This window comes from Mesorhizobium sp. WSM4848, assembly GCF_055811375.1.
Genome location: NZ_JBVVPX010000005.1, coordinates 101,379 through 120,988, shown reverse-complemented (window position 1 = coordinate 120,988; position 19,610 = coordinate 101,379). Strand labels below are relative to the sequence as shown.

Sequence of the window (19,610 nt, the reverse complement as noted above, 5' to 3'; positions counted from 1 at the left end):
TTCAAACAGATGATCCCTTAGGCCTCCTTCGCTGCTCTTGTCAGCAGCCGCTGGTAAAACAGCCCGATGCCAATCAGCACCGCGCCGAGGCCGATGAATGACAGCGCCCTCAGCACGCCTTCCAGTTCCGACATGTCGAAGAGGAAGACCTTCAACACCGCGACCGAGATCAGCGCGGCCGACGCAACGCGCAGCACCTGCGACTTCAGCCAGACGCCGGCGGTGAGCAGCGCCACGCCAATGATCAGCCACAGCGCGGAATAGGTGTAGGTCTCGAGCTGACCGAGGCCGCTCCATAGGCCGATGAACTCGCCCTTGAACAGCCGCCGCACCGACAGCGTCGCATAGACGAAGGCGAGCAGCGCCGCCATCAGCGCCAGCATCGCGGCATACCATTTCGGCCGCTTGTCACGTGCGTAGAGCGCGAGCCCCCCAGCAGCGAGGGCCGGCAAGAGATAGGCGAGGAACAGCAGGTTGAACACCGGGATCCGGCCGGTCGATTCGTCGGTAAACAGCGGGTTCAGCGCCCCAAAATGCTGGATGACGATGAAGGCGGCCGAGACGACGCCCGCGGCAAGCGAACCATAGCGCAGCACTAGGCTTGGCGAGCGCATGTCGATGGCGACCAAGATGGCGCCGGCGCCGATGGCGATCAGCGTGTAGATCGCCTGCTCGGCAAGCGTCGCAGCACCCGCGTCGATGACGCCGCCATGCATGGCATGGCGCACCAATATGGCAACCGTGAGCACTGCAAACAGTGCTGCGCCCGCTTCCATGGCGAGGCGTGGCCGGCCATTTGTGGTGCGGGCGAGTTGCCAGGCGGCAAAGCCGAAGGCAAGTGCCGGCACGCCGTAGCCCGGCAGCAGCCAGTTGAACACCGGCGTCCTCGACAGGAATTCAGCGCCGACGATTGTCGGGTCAAAGGCGATGCGGCCGAGCACCGCGATGACCGCAGCGACCGAAATCCAGCCGAGCACCGGGTAGGCGCGCCAGCGGGTGGCCAACGCCGGCACGATGGCCGCGGCACCCAGAAGCATGGTCGTCCAGCCGGACCCAAAGGCCATGTAGAGCATCAGCAAGGCAGCGACTGCTGCCCCGCCAAGCGCGAACGAGACGGCAGCACCGCCCTGTAGCGGCGGCTGTTCACCGCGCGCAATCCACTCGCCTCCGGTGGCGAAGACCACCACCAGAAGGGCTGCAACCGCCGCGTAGGCAAGATCGCGGTCGAGATTGCCGAAGGTGAACCAGAGCGCCAACAGAATGACCAGTGGCGCGACAGCGCCCCATGCCGCCCACGAGGCGGCACGGATATGAGCGGATGCGGCAAATCTGCGCGCTGCCCAGAAGCCGGCTCCGATGAACACAAGTCCAAGAAAGATGCCGATCCTGAGCATCAGCATGTCGGATACAGCCGCCGGCAGGCCATCGACGCCGAGAGCGCCACCTGAAAAGTCTGAAGCAATCGAGGTTGGCGGAATGATGCCGAGATAGACCAGCACCGTCGCCAGCCCTGCGGCGTGCAGAAGCGCCAGCGCCAGCGGCCGGTAGAGCGCTGTTGCAACCAGGGCTGCGATAATGGCTGCTCCCGGCAGAGCATCGCCGGCAGCGTATGCGGGGTCGACGAACAGCGCCATCGCCGAAAGGCCGACGAAGAAGCCAGGCGCGACCGATGGCCAGTCGAAGCCGCTGGCGGGTTCTGCTTCGCCACCGCGACGGCCGAGCCAGACGAGGGCGAGCACGGCCAGGGTCACCGCGTTGATAAAGAGGATGACAGGCAGGTTGGTGCCCGGCGCATCGGTCATGTAAAGAATGGTCCACAGGCCGGTGCCGACGAACGCTGCCGCCATCAGCAATTTCCAGTCGCGCAGGCGGGCGATCACGCCGGTAGCGGCGAGCACAATCGCCAAATAGCCGAACAGCGCCCAAGGATTTGGTGCCTGCGAGGCGACCAACATGGGCGTCACCACCGCGCCGAGCAGGCCAACGCCGGCCAGTGCCTGGCCATGGACGAGGGCTGCCGCGATCGTCGCCACACCGATGGCGCCGAGCAGCGTGAAGGCGAGCGCCGGCCCGATGAAGCCGTAGACGCCATGCGCGGCATAAACCGTGCCGAACAGGATGAAAGCACCGGCCGCCGTCAGGATCGCCGGAATATAGGCGCCGGCGACGCCCTGCACCGGCACCTTGAAGCCGGTACGGCGGATGAACTCGCCGACGGCGACCAGCACCAGCCCGAGCATTGCTGCCATGCTCAGCCGCACGCCGGGACCGAAAATGCCGGCCTCGATGGTGTAGCGGATCAGAAACAGCCCGCCCAGAGCCAGCGCGATGCCGCCGACCCAGACCGCCCAGCGGGTGCCGAGCGCCGTTTCAATGTCGGGTTTCTGGGCCGCTTTTGCCGTCGCCGCGGACGGTTGCGCAGGTGCAGACCTAGCCGGCGCCGCCTCGCCCGCAGCCCACGGTCCGGATGCAGCCTCCCCGGCTTCAACCTCCGTGGGCGGCTTTTCCTCAGCCTCGCGCGCCGATGGCGGGGCAATGTCGGTCACGGCCGCAATTGCCGCGTCCGCCGGCATGCTGTCGTTTGCGGCCTGATCTACCGGCTTGGCCTGCGGCGGGGCCACATGGACACCCGAAAGCACGAGGCTGCGCAGCGCCCCGAGCTCGCGCTCGATCAGGCCGATGCGGCTCTGCTGGCGCGAGATAATGACGAACAGCGCGATGATCGCGACGAGGCCGATCAGGCTTTCGAACATGGCGGTTCCCCCAAACCAAGCCAGTAGTTACTGACAAATACGGCGGCCAGACGGCCAGCCGAGTCAGCGCGCCGCCAGATCGGCGACCGGAAGACTGGCGACCGGAAAGATCGAGCATGTTTCGGTGCCGAAAGCCAGCGGCGGCGCCTTGTATTTGTTGTCGATGATGCGTTGGAGCAATTTCAGGCCGGTATATTTGGCGATCACGGCGTGCGAAATGGTGCCGAGGCCGGGCGGCGAGACCCGGCCTGGATAGAGTTCCGCTTCGCTCATGTAATGATTTCTCCGGCGGCGGTCTCGGCGCCAATCTCCTTGCCCGCCGCGTGGTGCTTGCGCAAGGCGGAGAGGAAGCCGGCGCGGGCGCCGGGCGCCTCGATACCGCGCGGCTCGTAGACATGGCGGGAAAAAAAGAAGCCGGTCAACCGGAAGGCATCCTCGATCGCCGCCGGGTCGGCGCGCAGCCCGGAGCCGCGCTGCAGGAATGCGGGGAGCACCAGCATCTTGTCGCGCCAGGGCGCGCCGGCCTGTCGCGACACGGCGCGACCGGATTTCGGCGAGACATAGGCAAGGTCCTGCCTGGCGCCGGTCGCGGCACACTGACTGAGATCGAGGCCGAAGCCGAGTTCGTCGAGAATCAGCAATTCGAAACGCGCCACCAGTTCGCCGGCGGCGTCCGCATCATCGAGATGGGCGATCATCACGGCCAGCGTCTCGTAGAGGCCGTCATGCGCGTCGCGCTCGGGCAGCAAGCGCAGATGCGCCGCCATGGTCTGCAGCCCATAGATGGCGACGGCGCTGTCCATCAGCCGGGCGGCGTTCATCTCGATCGCCTCGGCCTGGAAGGTGCCCAGATGCTCGTCGAGCCGCGCCCGCCACAACAGGTCGACGCGGTTGCCGGGCTGCAGAACCGGCTGCTGCTTGCGCGAGCGGCCGCCGCGCACGAGGCCGAGATGGCGGCCATGCGCTCGCGTCATGACCTCAAGAATGGCACTGGTTTCGCCATGCTTGCGGGTGCCGAGAATAATTCCCTCGTCGTGCCATTCCATGAACGCAGCTTGTCACCGCTTCGGTGGCGAAATCAAGTTTTTCAGGCGCTGTGTGGGTGCCCTCCGCGGCGGTCCGCGCGGAGGTGATCGGCGAGGACGTCATCGATCAATTGCGTGGCGACCAACCGGCTCACGAGGGCTGTGTCGATAGTGACTTCCTGTTCGAGCATGATCTTTTCCTAAAACCGGCTCCCACTTTTCGGGAACATGCTCTAATGCGGAAACTCCAGCCCCATCTCGCGATAGCGCTCGGGGTCGTCGCCCCAGTTCTCGCGCACCTTGACGAACAGGAAAAGATGCACCTTCTGTTCGAGGATACCGGATATCTCCATGCGTGCCGCCTGGCCGATGGCACGGATCGTCTCGCCCTTGTGGCCGAGCACGATCTTCTTCTGGCTGTCACGCTCGACATAGATGGTCTGGTCGATGCGCACCGAGCCGTCCTTCTTCTCTTCCCATTTCTCGGTCTCGATATGGGAGGAATAGGGCAGTTCCTGATGCAGCCTGAGATAGAGCTTTTCGCGAGTGATCTCGGCCGCCAGCTGACGCATCGGCAGGTCGGAGATCTGGTCCTCCGGGTAGTACCAGGGGCCGGCAGGCAGGGTTTCCGAGAGATAGTCGAGCACGTCCCTGCAGCCCGACCCGGTTAGCGCTGAGACCATGAAGGTGCGCTTGAAAGGCACTCTTTCATTCGCTGCCGCGGAAAGGGCCAGCAGCGCCTCGGGCTTGACCCGGTCGACCTTGTTGAGGATCAGCACCATCGGCTGGCGGACATCCTTCAGCCGTTCGAGGATCGCGTCGGCGTCGCCCCTGATGCCGCGCTCGGCGTCGATCAGCAGCAGCACGATGTCGGCGTCCTTGGCGCCGCCCCAGGCGGTCGTCACCATCGCTGTGTCCAACCGCCGCTTCGGCTTGAAGATGCCCGGCGTGTCGACGAAGACGATCTGTGCGTTATTGTGGATGGCGATGCCGCGCACGATGGCGCGCGTCGTCTGCACCTTGTGGGTGACGATCGACACCTTGGCGCCGACCAGTTGATTGACCAGCGTCGATTTTCCCGCATTGGGCGCGCCGATCAACGCAACGAAGCCAGAGTGCGTGGTGGCGGCTTCCGTTGCCGGCGGGACGTCTTCGGTGGCGGTCATGCCGCGCTCCCCTTGTTCAGCCAGACGCCTTCGCGCAACAGCAGCGCAGTCGCGGCGGTTTGCTCGGCCTCACGCTTGGAGCGCCCGCTGCCGGTCGCCGGCGGATAGGCGCCGACCTTGACGGTGACGGTGAACAGCGGATCGTGGTCCGGTCCCTCGCGGCTGTCGATTATATAGACCGGCACGGCGCCTGCCGCCTGATGCGCCCACTCCTGCAGTTCGGTCTTGGCATCGCGGCGGGCGGCGCCGGTGGCCTGCGAGCGCGGCCGCCAGTATTTGTGGATGAAGGCGCGGGCCGCCTCCAGCCCGCCATCGAGATAGAGCACGGCGATCAGCGATTCCAGCGCATCAGCCCGCAGATTGACGCGCTTGCGCCCGTCCAGGCCGCGCACGTCCGAGCCGGCACGGATCAGCTCCGGCAGGCCGATCTCCTCGGCGATGTCGGCCAGCACCTCGGCATTGACCAGCGCGTTGAGCCGGAGCGACAGTTCACCTTCGGCAGCGTCCGGATACGCCGCCAGCAGCATGTCGGCGACGACCAGGCCAAGGACGCGGTCGCCCAGGAATTCGAAACGCTCATAGTCGATGCCGGCATGGCTGCTGCGGGCGCTGGCATGGGTCAGCGCGCGCTGCAAGCGCTGTCGGTCGGCAAAGGCGTGGCCGGTGCGCTCCATGAGCGCTTCGGCGAGCGCGTCGACGGTCAGCCGTTTTGTCGCCACCATGACCTATTTGACGAAATCGAGCAGGCGCGACGCGCGCATCTGCGACGGCCATTTCCAGATTTCGAGCGGGCTGGCGCTGCCACCGATCGAGAAGAAGATGAGGTTGGCGCGACCGACCAGGTTCTCGTCGGGCACGAAACCGACGGTGAAGCGACTGTCCGAGGAATTGTCTCTGTTGTCGCCCATCATGAAATAGTGGCCGGGCGGCACGTCGAATTCCTGGGTGTTGTCACCGATCGAGTTGGGTATCAGGTCGAGCGTGTCATAGCTGACGCCATTCGGCAATGTCTCGCGATAGACGTCGACCGGCCCGCTCTCCTCGGTGATGTCGCGATTGTCGATCTGCCCGACCTTCTGGCGCTGCACGCCGACGCCGTTGATGAAGAGCTGGCCATCCTTGACCTGGATCTTGTCGCCCGGCAGGCCGACGACGCGCTTGATGTAGTCGACGGAGGGGTCCGGCGGGAACTTGAACACCGCCACGTCGCCGCGCTTCGGCTCGGCGCCCCAGATGCGGCCCGAAAACAGGTCCGGCCCGAACGGCAGCGAATAGCGCGAGAAGCCATAGGACCATTTGGTGACGAAGAGATAGTCGCCTTCGAGCAAGGTCGGCCGCATCGACCCGGACGGGATAGAGAATGGCTGGAAAAGAAGCGTGCGGATGACCAGAGCGAGCAACAGCGCCTGGACGATGACGCTGACGGTTTCGCCAAGCCCGCCGGATTTCTTCTGGGATTTTTCAGCCACGCTCATGTCGTCCTCGATTATGCGTTGGTTGGTATAGAGTCTCGGCGCGCGCTGGGCAACGTCATGCCGGTGGTCAGATGCGATCAATATGGCGCTTCTTCGACGGGCATCGCCTCGATTATCACAAAGGCTTGAGCAAGCGGAAAATCATCGGTGATGGTAAGGTGGATCGCCGCTCTGTGGCCTTCAGGCAGGATCTTGTCCAACTGCGCCGCCGCCCCGCCGGTCAACGCCATGGTCGGCTTGCCGCTGGCCAGATTAACGACGCCCATGTCGCGCCAGAACACCCCTTGCGCCATACCGGTGCCCAGCGCCTTGGCGCATGCCTCCTTGGCAGCAAAACGCTTGGCATAAGAGGCGGCGCGGGCGCCGCGGTTTTCGGAGCGGGCCTGTTCGACCTCGGTATAGATGCGCTGGATGAAGCGCTGGCCATGGCGCTGCAGCGATTTTTCGATGCGTCTGATGTCGATCAGGTCGCTGCCGATGCCAATGATCATTGGGCGGGAACTTCGCGTACGGCCGTTCCAGCTCTGTTCGTCAGGCGCATGGAGCGCGAGAAAGAGCGGCGTGGCCACACATAGAGACGCACCCGCTCGAAAAGACCATCAGGCTTGCGGCGTCGAAAAAGCACTCTGTCCCTGTCCTGATCCACTACGCCGGCCCGGCCACCCGGAAGCGGGCTTCACATCTTGCGCTGCAAGCACGCCGGAAGGCAATCAAGGCTTCGATATAGCGACACCCAAGCCCCAAGACAACGAATCGCTGCCGCGATGGTCTGCCACAGGAGGGAACCAAATGCGACGGGTTCGCCTTGCCCCGAAGTAGCAAGTTGCATGGATGTCAGCTTGCGAGCAGCCAAGCTTCAGCCGCAATCCTATCGTGCACGGCCGGCGTTGCCGGTCTCGAAAACCCAGCCGTCGGGGTAATCCTCGGCAAAGCCAGCCTCGGAAATGACCAGCGTGGCACGGTAAGGCACTGTGGGAGCCTCGTAGATATACTCGGTCTCACTCACACGATAGTAGGTTTGCGGCAGAACAACCAAATTCGACGCGCCGGCAACCAGCCAGGCTACCGGAAAATCCGCCTTGTCGCCGACCTTCAGGTTCATTCTGCGAATTTGTTGCAGGTTCGTCGCCGGCGTGAAGCTGTAGTCCAGATCCACCATCGACTGAACCGCCGGCTGCCGCTGCCCATTGACAGTCCAGCCGGACTCGTTGCGGATGCCGGTCTCGTTGCGGATGATTGTGAGATCAACTGACTGGGAACCGACGAACCCGCGAACGGTGCCGGATCTGGTCGTCCAATCTTCGGCCAGTTGCACTGCGTAGTCCAAACGTGCCGGGCCCGCATCCGATAGGTATACAGCGGCTCCATTCAAGAGCCAGCCGGGGTCTGTCTGGTTTAGCTGCACAGCATCGTGCCCTGGTTCGTCCGTCCTGCGCCAGATAGCGAGCAGAGACATGCTCTCACCTCTCGATCCGTTGTTCATCGCTGCGATCAATTTTTCGGTCGGGGTCGGATACGAGTTGCTGAAGGCTGCTTCCCAATATGACCAGGCTCACTCCGAGCAAGGCGACATCCTTGATCAGAAAGGCACCTAGCCCGTTGAGGAAAGGAAACCCTCCGGATCCCGTTTCCCAGATCGGCAGGGTGAGAATTGTCGAGGATGTCAGCGCAAAGATGACTGAACCGATGGCACCCCCCATGAGGCCGGCCCAAACGCTGCGGACAGATGCCACCAGCAGAAGCGCTGTGGCCAGTTCGACCACGCCCAGGAAGTAGGAGGCCCCCGCTGATCCGAATGCGGGATAGAGCCATGCCAGCCAAGGTGTATTCTCTATGAATGGCCTCAGCGCCTCGATCTCGATTGCAGTAAATTTCAAAATGCCGATCAACAGCAGAGGAAGCACCACCCCCAAAAGGGTTACCGCGCGACCGACGGCAGCAAGGTGGTAGCCAGCTTGATTGATGCGCGCCACGAACGGAGCGTTGGCGGTTGCAGAGGTAAACATAGCCTTCTCCTTTCGATTTGTATGCTCCAAGCATATAATAATTCGACCTTGATGTATATGCTCCGAGCATATATTTTTTGGCGATGACCGATTCCAGGATTGAAAATGTGATTGGCGCTCTAGCGCTCGCCTTTGCCGACACGTTGCAGCGGGACGCTCAGGCCAAAGCACCGGAGCCCGGCCCAGCGGCTTCCGCGATCACCCTCATTGGCCACGTACCAGGCCTGTCGATCGAGAGGTTGCGCCGCGCATTGTCACTGTCCCATTCGGGCACCGTCAGACTGGTCGATCGACTGGTCGCGGATGGATTGGCGGCTCGGTTCTCGGCGCCTGATGACCATCGCGCGGTAGCGCTAAGGCTCACTCCTTTGGGCGAGACGACCTGCAGTGCTATTCTTTCCGCTCGCCAGAAAGGGCTCGCGTCAGCTCTTGCTGTTCTAAATCAGGAGGAGTTGCAGGAATTCGGTAACCTTGCCGCCAAGCTGTTGCGTGGGCTCGTCAGCACCGAGGACCATGCGTACCGTATTTGCCGACTCTGCAACTATACCGTGTGCCTCGGCTGCCCTGTGGAAGCGGAACTGGCCTGAGCTGTGGCTTTGGCAAAACTAAAGCGCGTCGCACCTCGATGATGGCTGCGGCAGGCGTGAACCCGGTTGCCCGCAAGCCGACCTTGCCGACGCACTTCGTTCTCGCCAAAAATACCGATTACCCGTTGTACCAGCTGATCTCGACGAGATTGCCGTCCGGATCGCGGAAATAGACCGACATCATCGGGCCACGGGCGCCGATCCGCTCGACCGGCCCGACTTCTATCGCCACGCCGTTGGCCGCCAGGCTGGCGCATATCTCGGAGAGCGGGCGCGCGGCGACCAGGCAAAAATCCGCGGAGCCCGGCGTCGGCGCCTTGGCCTTCGGCTCGAAGGTGTGGCCTGCCTCATGCACATTGATCTTTTGCGTTCCAAACAGCAGCGCCGTCGGCCGGTCCGGCTCGTCGAGGCGCTTGAAGCCGAGCACGCGCCGATAGAAGGCGCAGGTGTCCTCGACGGAGCGAACGGTCAGCACGAAATGATCGATGCCGGCAATCAAGGTAGCGCCTCAGTTAATGTTTGTTTTGACAGGTCGTGTCCCAAAACCGCTGCGCACCCTCGGTTCAAGCTCCGGTTCAAGCCCAAGGAGGGCATGCTTTCGGGCGACCTGCCCTTATATCATGCCTTATATGTTGCGGCTGCCCGGCTTGACTGGCGGTATGGCGGCAAGCTCGGGCGGCAGCCTGTCGGCCGGGTAGGCCGGAACCTCATATTCGGCGAGCGCGATGAGCGGCACGCCGACATCGGTCTTGCCGGCCGAGCGGTCGATGATGCAGGCAGCGGCAACGACCTCGGCGCCAAGCGCGCGCAGGCAGTCGATGGTCTCGCGGATCGACAGGCCGGTGGTGACGATGTCCTCGACGATGACGACGCGCGAATCCCTGGCGATCTCGAAGCGGCGCAGCCTGAACTCGCCCCCTTCCCGCTCGACCCAGATCGCCGGTGCGCCAAGATGGCGCGAGGTCTCGTAGGCAGGAATCAGCCCGCCGATCGCCGGGCCGACGACGTAATCGATCCCGCCGGGCACAGCAGCGCGGATTTTTTGGGCCAGCGCCTTGCACAGGCGCTCGGTCTTGTCGGCATGCATGAAGACCCGTGCCTTCTGCAGGAAGACCGGGCTTCGCAAGCCCGAAGTCAGGATGAAATGCCCTTCGAGAACGGCACCGGCTTCACGGAAAACGCCCAGCACTTCGTCGGTGTCCATTGTTCGCTCCATGTGTAGTAGCGAGTAGTGAGTAGCGAGTAGTGAGAGCACCCTTCACTATTCACTATTCACTATTCACTATTCACTATTCATTACCCATTCACCCGCCGTGCATCGCTGACGCTCGAATTGTCCTTGAGCTGCGACAGCAGCCGGTTCAGGTGCTTGAGGTCCCAGACTTCGAGATCGATCAGCATTTCGGTGAAATCAGGCGCGGTGCGCACCATCGACAATGTATGGATGTTGGCATCGTTGGATGCAACGACCTGCGCGATGTCGGCCAGCGAGCCCGGCGCGTTGATGGCGGTCACCGAGACGCGCGCCGGAAACCGCTCCTTGGTGCGCTCGTCTATGTCCCAGCGCACGTCGATCCAGCGTTCTGGCTGGTCGTCGAAGGCCTGCAGCGCCGGCGACTGGATCGGATAGATGGTGATGCCGGTCCCCGGCTGCACAATGCCGACGATGCGGTCGCCGGGCACAGCACCTTCCGGCGCGAAGCGCACCGGCAGGTCGCCGCGCACGCCGCGAATCGGCACGGCGCCGTCCCTTGGCTGGTCCTTGTCCTTGCGAGCGGCGCGGCCCGGAATCTGGAACAGCATGCCGGCGGCGTTGCGGATCTTCGACCAGCCCTCCTCGCGCTGCTTGGGCGCCGCCAGCGTGATGCGCTCGTCCTTGTAGTCGGGAAACACCGCCTTGATGACATCGGTGGAGGCAAGTTCGCCGCGACCGACAGAGGCCAGCACATCCTCGATGTCCTTGCGTGCCAGCCGATGCAGCACCGATTTCAAGCTTTCCTTGGTAAAAATCTTGCCTGATCGCTCGAAAGCGCGTTCCAGTATGCGGATGCCGAGACCCGAATACTGCTTGCGGATGGCATTCTTGGTGGCGCGGCGGATCGCCGAGCGCGCCTTGCCGGTGACGACGACCGATTCCCATGCCGCTGGCGGCACCTGCGCCTTGGAGCGGATGATCTCGACCTCGTCGCCATTCTTCAGCTCGGTCATCAGCGGCATGATGCGGCCGTTGACCTTGGCCCCGACGCAGGTGTCACCGACATCGGTGTGCACCGCATAGGCGAAGTCGATCGGCGTGGCGCCGCGCGGCAGCGCGATCAGCATGCCCTTGGGCGTGAAACAGAACACCTGGTCCTGGAACAGCTCGAGCTTGGTGTTTTCGAGGAAGTCCTCGGGATTGTCGCCTTCGGCTAGCTGCTCGATAGTGCGCCGCAGCCAGGCATAGGCGTTGGTCTCCTTCGAGATCGCGTGGGCGGTGCCGTTCACCTTGCCGCCGCTATCCTTGTAGATCGAATGCGCGGCAACACCATATTCGGCGATCTTGTTCATCTGATAGGTGCGGATCTGCAGCTCGACGCGCTGCCGCGACGGCCCGACGATGGTGGTGTGGATCGAACGGTAGTCGTTCTGCTTCGGGGTCGAGATGTAGTCCTTGAAGCGGCCGGGCACCATCGACCATGTCGTGTGGATGGCGCCGAGCGCCCGGTAGCAGTCCTCGACGGTATCGACGACGACGCGAAAGCCGAAAATGTCGGACAGCTGCTCGAAGGACAGCGCCTTGGCCTCCATCTTGCGGAACACCGACCACGGCTTCTTCTGACGGCTCTTGACCTCGGCCTTGATCGCATATTTGTCGAACAGCGTGGACAGCGCCTTCTCGATCTCGAACAGCACATCCTTGTTGCGCTCGAAGATTTCGGCGAGCCGCGCGGTGACGGCGCGGTAGGCTTCGGGATTGATGAAGCGGAAGGCGATCTCCTCGAGCTCCTCGCGCATGCCTTGCATGCCCATGCGCCCGGCCAGCGGCGCATAGATATCCATCGTTTCCTCGGCGATGCGCAGGCGCTTGGCTTCGGGGACATGGTCGAGCGTGCGCATGTTGTGCAAGCGGTCGGCAAGCTTGACCAGAAGCACGCGAACGTCTTCCGAGATCGCCAGCAACAGCTTGCGCAGGTTTTCCGCCTGCTCGGCCTTCTTGGAGACGAGGTCGAGTTTCTTCAGCTTGGTCAGGCCTTCGACCAGCTTGCCCATTTCCGGACCGAACAGTTCGTCGATCTCGGCCCTGGTCGCCGTGGTGTCCTCGATCGTGTCGTGCAGCAAGGCAACCGCGATGGTCGCCTCGTCCATGTGCAATTCGGTGAGGATGGCAGCGACTTCGAGCGGATGCGAGAAATAGGGATCGCCGGAGGCGCGCTTCTGGTGACCATGCTTCTGCATGGCGTAGACATAGGCCTTGTTGAGCAGCGCCTCGTTGACGTCAGGCTTGTAGCGCTGGACGCGCTCGACAAGCTCATACTGACGCATCATGGGCGGGATCTCGCAGTGCTGAAATGAATCATGCGCCGCACTGGCGTACGGCGCATGTCATAGATAACCACGAAACCGCCGGCGCGAAAGTGTCGGCGGCCGGTGGGAAGGTTAATAATCGTCGCTTTTTTCCGGCGGCACCAGACCTTCGATGCCGGCCAGGAGGTCTTCCTCGGTCATGCGGTCGAAGGTGATGTTGTCCTCGGTGTCGTCAGCGTCGGTTGCCGCAGCGGCGGTACCGGTCTGGTCGGCGATCGCCTCGCCGTCGGCTTCCGGCTCGTCGACCTCGACATGCTTCTGCAGCGAGTGGATCAGGTCTTCCTTGAGGTCGTCGGGCGACAATGTCTCCTCGGCGATCTCGCGCAGCGCGATGACCGGATTCTTGTCGTTGTCACGAGGAACGGTGATCTGCGCGCCCTGGCTGATCTGACGGGCGCGGTGGCCGGCCAGAAGCACGAGCTCGAAGCGGTTGTTGACCTTGTCGATGCAATCTTCAACGGTTACGCGGGCCATGAGCTGCCCCTTTCATGCCTGGATTTAATGGAAAACAGGCGCGGTCCATAACCCGAACGCCGCCAAAATACAAGCTTTTTGGCAATACCAAGTCGGGGCCAGGCCCGGGCCGAGCCAAGGCCAGTCTGGGCGCGCGCCGCTTGCGACATACGGCACCGATCACAATTGCTTGCTATGCAGCATCATACCCTTGGTTTGCCGCAAAACCGGCGTTATCTCGATTGACGAAAGGTCAGCCGGTTATTTCAAGCCGACCGATAGTCACGCGCATTTAGACGACTGCTTATTTTCGAAAAGGAATATTTCCATGTTCGACCCTCGTGAAAAAATCGCTCTTTTCATCGACGGCGCCAATCTTTACGCCACGTCGCGCGCGCTCGGCTTCGACATCGATTACCGCAGGCTTTTGTCGAGCTTCCAGAAGCGCGGCTACCTGCTGCGTGCCTACTACTACACCGCGCTGGTCGAGGATCAGGAATATTCCTCGATCCGGCCGCTGATCGATTGGCTCGACTATAACGGCTTCAAGGTGGTGACCAAGCCGGCCAAGGAGTTCACCGACTCGACCGGCCGCCGCAAGATCAAGGGCAATATGGACATCGAGCTGACCGTCGATGCGCTGGAACTCGCCGATGTCGTCGACCACTATGTCATCTTTTCCGGCGACGGCGATTTCCGCACGCTGGTCGAGGCGCTGCAGCGGCGCGGGCGCAAGGTCTCGATCGTCTCGACCATGGCTTCGCAGCCGCCGATGATTTCCGACGATCTGCGTCGCCAGGCCGATCATTTCATCGACCTGGTGACGCTGAAGAGCGATGTCGGCCGCGATCCGTCGGAGCGGCCGGTGCGCCGGCCCGAACCGGCCGAAGTCGACGAGGACGAGTATTGACGGCGGCGGTCTTGACCGCTCCCCTGGTCGCGTCCTCCGAACCCGATCGCGATTGCCCGCTCTGCCCGCGGCTGCATGATTTTATCGCGCAATGGCGGCAGCGCGAGCCGTCCTGGTTCAATGCACCGGTGCCGACCTTCCTGCCACCCGAGGGCGAGGATGCGGTGCGGCTGCTGATCGTCGGACTGGCGCCGGGCCTGCGCGGTGCAAACCGCAGCGGACGCCCCTTCACCGGCGATTTTGCCGGCGACCTGCTCTACAACACGCTGATCGCACACGGCTTTGCGCGGGGCCAATTCAAGGCGCGGCCCGATGACGGGCTGGAGCTTGTCGGCACGGCGATTACCAACGCAGTTCGCTGCGTGCCGCCGGATAACAAGCCGGCCGGCGCCGAGATTGCCACCTGCCGGACGTTCCTGGTGCCGACGATCGCGCGGTTCAAGAACCTGCGCGCCGTGCTGGCGCTGGGTTCTATCGCGCACCAGTCGACCGTGCGGGCGCTCGGCCAGCGTGTCGCCGCTTATCCGTTCAAGCATGGCGGGCAGCAGCAAACCAATGGCGTCACGCTGTTTTCCAGCTATCACTGCTCGCGCTACAACACCAACACCGGCGTGCTGACGGAAGCAATGTTCGTCAACGTCTTCAGGGAGATAGCAGCGTTTCTGGAGAGATAGATTCGGGCGGTGGCGCAAACAGCTCGGCCAATTTCTCCGGCCCGCCCTGAAGCACATTCAGATCGACATCGCCGGTGATGCCGTCGACGCGACCGCTGTCGTGGTACTGCCAATAGATCCAGTCGTCATGACCTGGCCGCCGCGCCAGCGAACGAACCCAGCGCGGGCGGCCGACGATCTGGCCGGCATAGGCCCGTGCCGCGTCGTCGGTCACATAGAGGATCGCCGTCTTGCCGAAAGCTGCCTCGACAGGGCCGAGGAAAGCCGAGAGTTCAACGCTCAATTCTTCGGGCGACGGCCGCCGCGGGCAATTGCCGACGAATTCGATATCCACCACCGGCGGCAGCAACCGTTGATCGCGCGGCACGACGGAGAGGAAATTCTTCGCCTGATCGGCGCCAGGCCGGCAGAAGGTGAAGAAATGATAGGCACCGACCGCCAGACCGGCGGCACGCGCCTCGCGCAGATTGGCCGCGAAGGCATCATCGACATGGTCGCCGCCTTCAGTTGCCTTGATGATTGCGAAGGCGACATCGTCGGCGGCAACACGCTGCCAGTCGATCTGTCGCTGGTGATGCGAAACGTCGATGCCCCTGACCGGATATTTGCCGCGGTCTGGAGAAAACGGTTGGAAGTAGAAATAACCGGCGGCCGCGACAAGGCACGCCAGGATCAGGCTGGCCGCACCCCAAACGACGATCCGGTTCTTCAAAACAGGCCTATCCCTGTTGAACTGCCCTGCCCTCCGCTATGGCTCCGGGCGTTCGTCGCTCGAAAAGCCAAATCGTTGGCTTTTCGTCCGCTTTGCGGACCACTCCTCACCCACGCTCCTTCAGCAGCCGGCCCTTTTCGCGCGACCAGTCGCGCTGCTTTTCGGTCTCGCGCTTGTCGTGCAATTTCTTGCCGCGGCCGACGGCGAGCAGAAGCTTCGCCCGGCCTTTTTCATTGAAATAGATTTTTAGCGGCACCAGCGTCATGCCTTCGCGATCTACGCTCTGCGCCAGCTTGGCCATCTCGCGCTTATTGAGCAGGAGCTTGCGGCGCCGGCGTGGCTCGTGGTTGAAGCGGTTGGCTTGCAGATATTCCGGCAGGTAGGAGTTGATCAGCCAGATCTCGCCGCCCTCGACCGAGGCGTAGCTGTCCTGGATGTTGGCCTGGCCCTGGCGCAGCGACTTCACCTCGGTGCCGGTCAGCACCAGGCCGGCCTCGATCGTGTCGAGCACCTCGTAGGAAAACCGCGCCTTGCGGTTTTCCGCAACGGTCTTGTTGTTGGGATCGGCTTTTCTGACCTGGTTCATGACGTCTAGAGTCCGTTTCGAAACTCGCTCCTGCGAGTCAGATGATGGTGGCACTAGAGCGCCGCGCGTCTTTCAGACGCGCAAAGGGCGCTCTAGAAGCCTGAGTTTGCGCATGGTCCTTTCCGAAAGCGAACGCTTTCGGGGCCATGCGCGAACCGGAGCGGAGCGTACATATAGTACGTGAGCACCGGAAGCGCAGGTGACGCCTTCAGATGGCCGCAGGAGTAGAGTTTCCAAACGGGCTCGCTAGTTAATCAAGCCGGCGTGCTTCATGGCCGCATCGATCTTTTCGGCGGTCGACGGCTCGACGGTGACCAGCGGCGAACGCAGCACGTTCTCGACTTTGCCGAGCTTCGACAGCGCATATTTCGCGCCGGACACGCCGGGTTCCAGGAAAATCGCCTTGTGCAGCGGCAGCAGGCGGTCCTGCAAGTCCAGCGCCTTGGCGTTGTCGCCGGAAAGCGTCGCCTCCTGGAATTCGGCGCACAGCCGTGGAGCGACATTCGCCGTCACCGAGATGCAGCCGACGCCGCCATGGGCGTTGAAGCCGAGCGCCGAGGCGTCCTCGCCGGAAAGTTGGATGAAATCCTTGCCGCAGGTGGCGCGCTGCTCGGAAACCCGCTCGACCTTGCCGGTGGCGTCCTTGACGCCGATGATGTTCTTGAAGTCGTGCACCAGCTGGCCCATCGTCTCGGGCATCATGTCGATCACCGAGCGCGGCGGAATGTTGTAGATGATGATCGGCAGGCTGGTCGCCTTGGCGACCGCGGCGAAATGCGCGTAGAGGCCGCGCTGCGTCGGCCTGTTGTAGTAGGGCGTGACGACGAGTGCCGCGTCGGCGCCTGCCTTCTCGGCATACTGGACCAGGCCGACCGCCTCTTCGGTGTTGTTGGAACCGGCGCCGGCGACGACCGGAACGCGGCCCTTGGCTACCTCGATACAGACCTTGACAACTTGGCGGTGCTCGTCATGCGACAGCGTCGGCGACTCGCCGGTGGTGCCGACCGGAACCACGCCCGTCGTACCGTCAGCGATCTGCCAGGCGATGAAGGCGCGAAAGGCTTTCTCGTCGAAACGGCCGCTCTTTTCGAACGGTGTCACGAGCGCGGTAAGCGAGCCTCTCAGCATGTCGTCCAACTCCTTGGGACTGGCGCATAAGCCCGAAAATCGGAGTCGATCTTCGCTGGGATCATCGCCAAATTTAAAGTGCTACAGCGTCCATTGCGCGTCTGAGACGACGCGCGGCTCTGCAGGTGTTTTGTCGTGCGCGCCTTCTAGCCGAAAGCGAAGCGGCGCACCATAGTCTCGACACTGTTGCGCGGCAAGCGTGGCGGTAGTGGCAGCAAGCGCAAATTGAACGAGCTCGACAGCCCTTTGTTTACGGGCTCTTCATCACAGCCAACTAGGCTTCAGTTGATCTGTGCCTGTTGGTAATGTGCAAGGCAGGAATGATGAAAGCCATGCCGACCAGGCAGCCTCATTTTTTCGCGCTGCTTGGCGCAGTTCTCCTGCTGGCGCCGACCCTTGTGGCCGCCGGCAAAGTCGATGTGCGGGTCACGTCCGCCATTCCGATGCCAAATCTGCAGGATACAGGTTCGCAAGAGGCGAAGGCTCCACCCGCCAGCGTCGCCAGGCTGAAGAGCGGCCTCGATGCGCTGGCGGCAAACGACATTGCCGGCGCGCGTCAAATGCGCGAAACCCTGCCGGTCAACTCGCTCGACCGGCACATCCTTGCCTGGGCGATCGCGCTCTATGGCGGCGACAGGGTGCCAAGCGGCGACATCGCCGATGCTGCGAAAATGCTGCCGAACTGGCCGGGCATGATCGCCTTGCGCAAGAACAGCGAGCGCGCGCTCTACCGCGAGAACCCCACGCCTGAGATCGTGGTGCAGGCTTTCGGCGGCAGCCAGCCGCACACAGTCGAGGGCGTGGTGATCCTCGCCCGCTCCTATGTCTCGCTCGGCAACGTCGAGGCGGCGCGCTCGGTGCTGTCGCCTTTCTGGCGCACCGAGAAACTGGGAGCCAGGGACGAGGCGGCGATCATCCAGGAATTCGGCACGCTGATCCCCGCAGCCGACCATCGTCTCCGCATGGAGCGCATGTTTTATGCCGACCGGGTCAATTCGGCGCTACGCGTCGCCGGCCTTGCCGGCGCCCAGCAACTGGCCGACGCCTGGGCGGCGTCAGATAGGGGCGACAAGAACGCGGCCAGACTGCTGAAGGCGGTGCCCGCCGCGCAGCGTTCGGCCGGCTACCTTTTCGCGCAAGCCCAATATCTGCGCAAGCAGCAGAAGTTTTCCGACGCCGCCGCAATGGTGATGAAGGCGCCGAGCGACCGCAACGCCCTGATCGACCCGGACGCCTGGTGGGCCGAGCGACGGGTTCTGTCGCGCGAACTGGTCGACCAGGGCGACATGAAGACCGCCTACAGAATAGTCGCCGCACACACTGCCGAAACTGCTGCCAACGCGGCCGATGCGGAGTTTCATGCCGGCTGGTACGCGCTGCGCGGCCTCAACGATCCCACCATTGCTGCCAGGCATTTTACGCGGATCGCCGGTCTCACCCAGGGGCCGATATCGCTGTCGCGCGCCTATTACTGGCTCGGCCGTGCCGCCGAAGCCGGCGGCCCCGGCAGCGCGAAAGATTATTTTACCCGTGCCGCCGCCTACGGCACGACCTTTTACGGCCAGCTCGCCGGTGAGCGCGTCGGCCGGCAGGTCCTCAACATCGCCTATCCGCAGCCGAGCGCGGCCGATCACCGGAATTTTGCCGATCGCGAGGCGGTCAGCGCCATCAAGCGGCTGCAGCAGGCGGGCTATCAGCGCTACGCCGACACGCTTTACCGCGACCTCGCCGGACAGTTGATCAGTCCCGGAGAGCTGGCGCTGCTGGCCGCGATGGCGGAAAAGGAGGGCAATCATTTTCTGGCGCTGAAAGTCGGCAAGATCGCCGGCGCGCGCGGCATAGATGTCGGCGCGCTGTCGCATCCACTCGGCGCCATCCCCGAAACCGCCAACATTTCCGGCTCCGGCAAGGCGCTGGCCTATGCGATCGCCCGCCAGGAAAGCGAGTTCAACATCGGCGCCGTCTCCAGCGCCGGCGCGCGCGGGCTGCTGCAGTTGATGCCGGGGACCGCCCGGCAATTGGCTGACAAGGCCGGGATGACCTTCTCGCAGGCGCGGCTGACCACCGACGCCGGCTACAACGCGACCTTGGGCGCCGCCTTCCTCGGCGAGCAGCTCGGCCGCTTCGACGGCTCCTATGTGCTGACCTTCGCCGGCTACAATGCCGGCCCCGGCCGCGCCGCCCAGTGGGTGGTCAGATATGGCGACCCGCGCGGCAAGGACATCGACGCCGTCGTCGACTGGATCGAGCGGATTCCCTATACCGAAACAAGGAGTTACGTCCAGCGCGTGATGGAGAATTACGAAGTCTACAAGATGCGTATTTCCGGCAAGTACGACATTGTGGGGGATTTGGTGAACGGGCGGAGTTGATCTTTCCTTCTCCCTTGTGGGAGAAGGTGGCCGAGCGAAGCTCGGTCGGATGAGGGGTGTTCCAGCTTGGCTCTGACGCCACTCCGTCCAGCACCCCTCAACCCTTTCGGCGCTTCGCGCCGATCCACCTTCTCCCACAAGGGGAGAAGGGGGAGCCTTCCGATTTGACCACCCCCGCCCTCGCCTGTAGCAGTCGACG

The 19,610-nt window shown here is 63.2% G+C and carries 21 protein-coding genes; 4 read left to right on the top strand and 17 right to left on the bottom strand.

Annotation, left to right across the window (positions count from 1 at the left end):
- Nucleotides 1-17: 17 nt before the first annotated feature.
- The 10 genes from AC0L16_RS07315 to AC0L16_RS07270 form a co-directional block, all read right to left on the bottom strand.
- The gene (locus AC0L16_RS07315; protein WP_473619872.1) at nucleotides 18-2,753 is read right to left on the bottom strand and encodes a DUF2339 domain-containing protein; all 2,736 of its coding nucleotides are present in this window, start codon (nucleotides 2,751-2,753) and stop codon (nucleotides 18-20) included.
- A 63-nt stretch (nucleotides 2,754-2,816) separates the two neighbouring features.
- On the bottom strand, nucleotides 2,817-3,026 hold the full coding sequence (locus AC0L16_RS07310) for a hypothetical protein (protein WP_473619871.1): 210 nt from the start codon (nucleotides 3,024-3,026) through the stop codon (nucleotides 2,817-2,819).
- Complete coding sequence (gene recO, locus AC0L16_RS07305) at nucleotides 3,023-3,799, bottom strand: DNA repair protein RecO (protein WP_473619870.1); 777 nt, start codon at nucleotides 3,797-3,799, stop codon at nucleotides 3,023-3,025. Before recO ends, AC0L16_RS07310 begins: the two co-directional genes overlap by 4 nt.
- A gap of 41 nt (nucleotides 3,800-3,840) precedes the next feature.
- Nucleotides 3,841-3,969, bottom strand: a complete 129-nt coding sequence (locus AC0L16_RS07300; protein ID WP_473619869.1) for a hypothetical protein — start codon at nucleotides 3,967-3,969, stop codon at nucleotides 3,841-3,843.
- Between the two features lie 42 nt (nucleotides 3,970-4,011).
- Nucleotides 4,012-4,944, bottom strand: a complete 933-nt coding sequence (gene era / locus AC0L16_RS07295; RefSeq protein WP_473619867.1) for a GTPase Era — start codon at nucleotides 4,942-4,944, stop codon at nucleotides 4,012-4,014.
- A complete protein-coding gene (gene rnc / locus AC0L16_RS07290) occupies nucleotides 4,941-5,666 on the bottom strand; it encodes a ribonuclease III (protein WP_473619866.1) in 726 nt (241 codons plus the stop codon). Before rnc ends, era begins: the two co-directional genes overlap by 4 nt.
- A gap of 3 nt (nucleotides 5,667-5,669) precedes the next feature.
- A complete protein-coding gene (gene lepB, locus AC0L16_RS07285) occupies nucleotides 5,670-6,419 on the bottom strand; it encodes a signal peptidase I (RefSeq protein ID WP_077382227.1) in 750 nt (249 codons plus the stop codon).
- Nucleotides 6,420-6,496: 77 nt separating this feature from the next.
- The gene (gene acpS, locus AC0L16_RS07280) at nucleotides 6,497-6,910 is read right to left on the bottom strand and encodes a holo-ACP synthase (protein WP_473619865.1); all 414 of its coding nucleotides are present in this window, start codon (nucleotides 6,908-6,910) and stop codon (nucleotides 6,497-6,499) included.
- Between the two features lie 377 nt (nucleotides 6,911-7,287).
- Nucleotides 7,288-7,875 (bottom strand): putative glycolipid-binding domain-containing protein, encoded by a 588-nt coding sequence (locus AC0L16_RS07275; protein ID WP_473619863.1) that lies wholly within the window; start codon nucleotides 7,873-7,875, stop codon nucleotides 7,288-7,290.
- 4 nt (nucleotides 7,876-7,879) lie between these two features.
- Nucleotides 7,880-8,425, bottom strand: a complete 546-nt coding sequence (locus AC0L16_RS07270) for a DUF417 family protein (protein WP_473619862.1) — start codon at nucleotides 8,423-8,425, stop codon at nucleotides 7,880-7,882.
- 83 nt (nucleotides 8,426-8,508) lie between these two features.
- Between AC0L16_RS07270 and AC0L16_RS07265 the strand changes: the two genes are divergently transcribed.
- Nucleotides 8,509-9,012 (top strand): MarR family winged helix-turn-helix transcriptional regulator, encoded by a 504-nt coding sequence (locus AC0L16_RS07265; RefSeq protein WP_473620023.1) that lies wholly within the window; start codon nucleotides 8,509-8,511, stop codon nucleotides 9,010-9,012.
- Between the two features lie 118 nt (nucleotides 9,013-9,130).
- On the opposite strand, the gene AC0L16_RS07260 is transcribed toward AC0L16_RS07265, so the two are convergent.
- The 4 genes from AC0L16_RS07260 to rpoZ form a co-directional block, all read right to left on the bottom strand.
- Nucleotides 9,131-9,511 carry a VOC family protein gene (locus tag AC0L16_RS07260; RefSeq protein WP_473619861.1) on the bottom strand — a complete coding sequence of 127 codons (381 nt, stop codon included), beginning with the start codon at nucleotides 9,509-9,511 and terminating at the stop codon, nucleotides 9,131-9,133.
- A gap of 126 nt (nucleotides 9,512-9,637) precedes the next feature.
- Nucleotides 9,638-10,216: an orotate phosphoribosyltransferase gene (gene pyrE / locus AC0L16_RS07255; RefSeq protein WP_473619860.1), complete on the bottom strand. Its 579-nt coding sequence runs from the start codon at nucleotides 10,214-10,216 to the stop codon at nucleotides 9,638-9,640.
- A gap of 92 nt (nucleotides 10,217-10,308) precedes the next feature.
- Nucleotides 10,309-12,537, bottom strand: a complete 2,229-nt coding sequence (locus tag AC0L16_RS07250; RefSeq protein ID WP_473619859.1) for a RelA/SpoT family protein — start codon at nucleotides 12,535-12,537, stop codon at nucleotides 10,309-10,311.
- Between the two features lie 111 nt (nucleotides 12,538-12,648).
- The gene (gene rpoZ / locus AC0L16_RS07245) at nucleotides 12,649-13,050 is read right to left on the bottom strand and encodes a DNA-directed RNA polymerase subunit omega (protein WP_023800772.1); all 402 of its coding nucleotides are present in this window, start codon (nucleotides 13,048-13,050) and stop codon (nucleotides 12,649-12,651) included.
- 307 nt (nucleotides 13,051-13,357) lie between these two features.
- Between rpoZ and AC0L16_RS07240 the strand changes: the two genes are divergently transcribed.
- Together AC0L16_RS07240 and AC0L16_RS07235 are read left to right on the top strand one after the other, a co-directional pair.
- Nucleotides 13,358-13,939 carry a LabA-like NYN domain-containing protein gene (locus tag AC0L16_RS07240; RefSeq protein ID WP_473619858.1) on the top strand — a complete coding sequence of 194 codons (582 nt, stop codon included), beginning with the start codon at nucleotides 13,358-13,360 and terminating at the stop codon, nucleotides 13,937-13,939.
- Nucleotides 13,936-14,613: a uracil-DNA glycosylase gene (locus AC0L16_RS07235; RefSeq protein ID WP_473619856.1), complete on the top strand. Its 678-nt coding sequence runs from the start codon at nucleotides 13,936-13,938 to the stop codon at nucleotides 14,611-14,613. The genes AC0L16_RS07240 and AC0L16_RS07235 overlap by 4 nt, the downstream gene beginning before the upstream one ends.
- Here AC0L16_RS07235 and AC0L16_RS07230 read toward each other — a convergent pair.
- The 3 genes from AC0L16_RS07230 to dapA form a co-directional block, all read right to left on the bottom strand.
- A complete protein-coding gene (locus AC0L16_RS07230) occupies nucleotides 14,582-15,325 on the bottom strand; it encodes a glycoside hydrolase family 25 protein (RefSeq protein ID WP_473619855.1) in 744 nt (247 codons plus the stop codon). The two genes, AC0L16_RS07235 and AC0L16_RS07230, sit on opposite strands and share 32 nt — an antisense overlap.
- A 106-nt stretch (nucleotides 15,326-15,431) precedes the next feature.
- Nucleotides 15,432-15,911 (bottom strand): SsrA-binding protein SmpB, encoded by a 480-nt coding sequence (gene smpB / locus AC0L16_RS07225; protein WP_236388460.1) that lies wholly within the window; start codon nucleotides 15,909-15,911, stop codon nucleotides 15,432-15,434.
- Nucleotides 15,912-16,157: 246 nt separating this feature from the next.
- Complete coding sequence (gene dapA / locus AC0L16_RS07220) at nucleotides 16,158-17,039, bottom strand: 4-hydroxy-tetrahydrodipicolinate synthase (protein WP_473619853.1); 882 nt, start codon at nucleotides 17,037-17,039, stop codon at nucleotides 16,158-16,160.
- Nucleotides 17,040-17,371: 332 nt separating this feature from the next.
- Between dapA and AC0L16_RS07215 the strand changes: the two genes are divergently transcribed.
- Nucleotides 17,372-19,411 (top strand): lytic transglycosylase domain-containing protein, encoded by a 2,040-nt coding sequence (locus tag AC0L16_RS07215; RefSeq protein ID WP_473619852.1) that lies wholly within the window; start codon nucleotides 17,372-17,374, stop codon nucleotides 19,409-19,411.
- The last annotated feature ends 199 nt before the right edge of the window (nucleotides 19,412-19,610 follow it).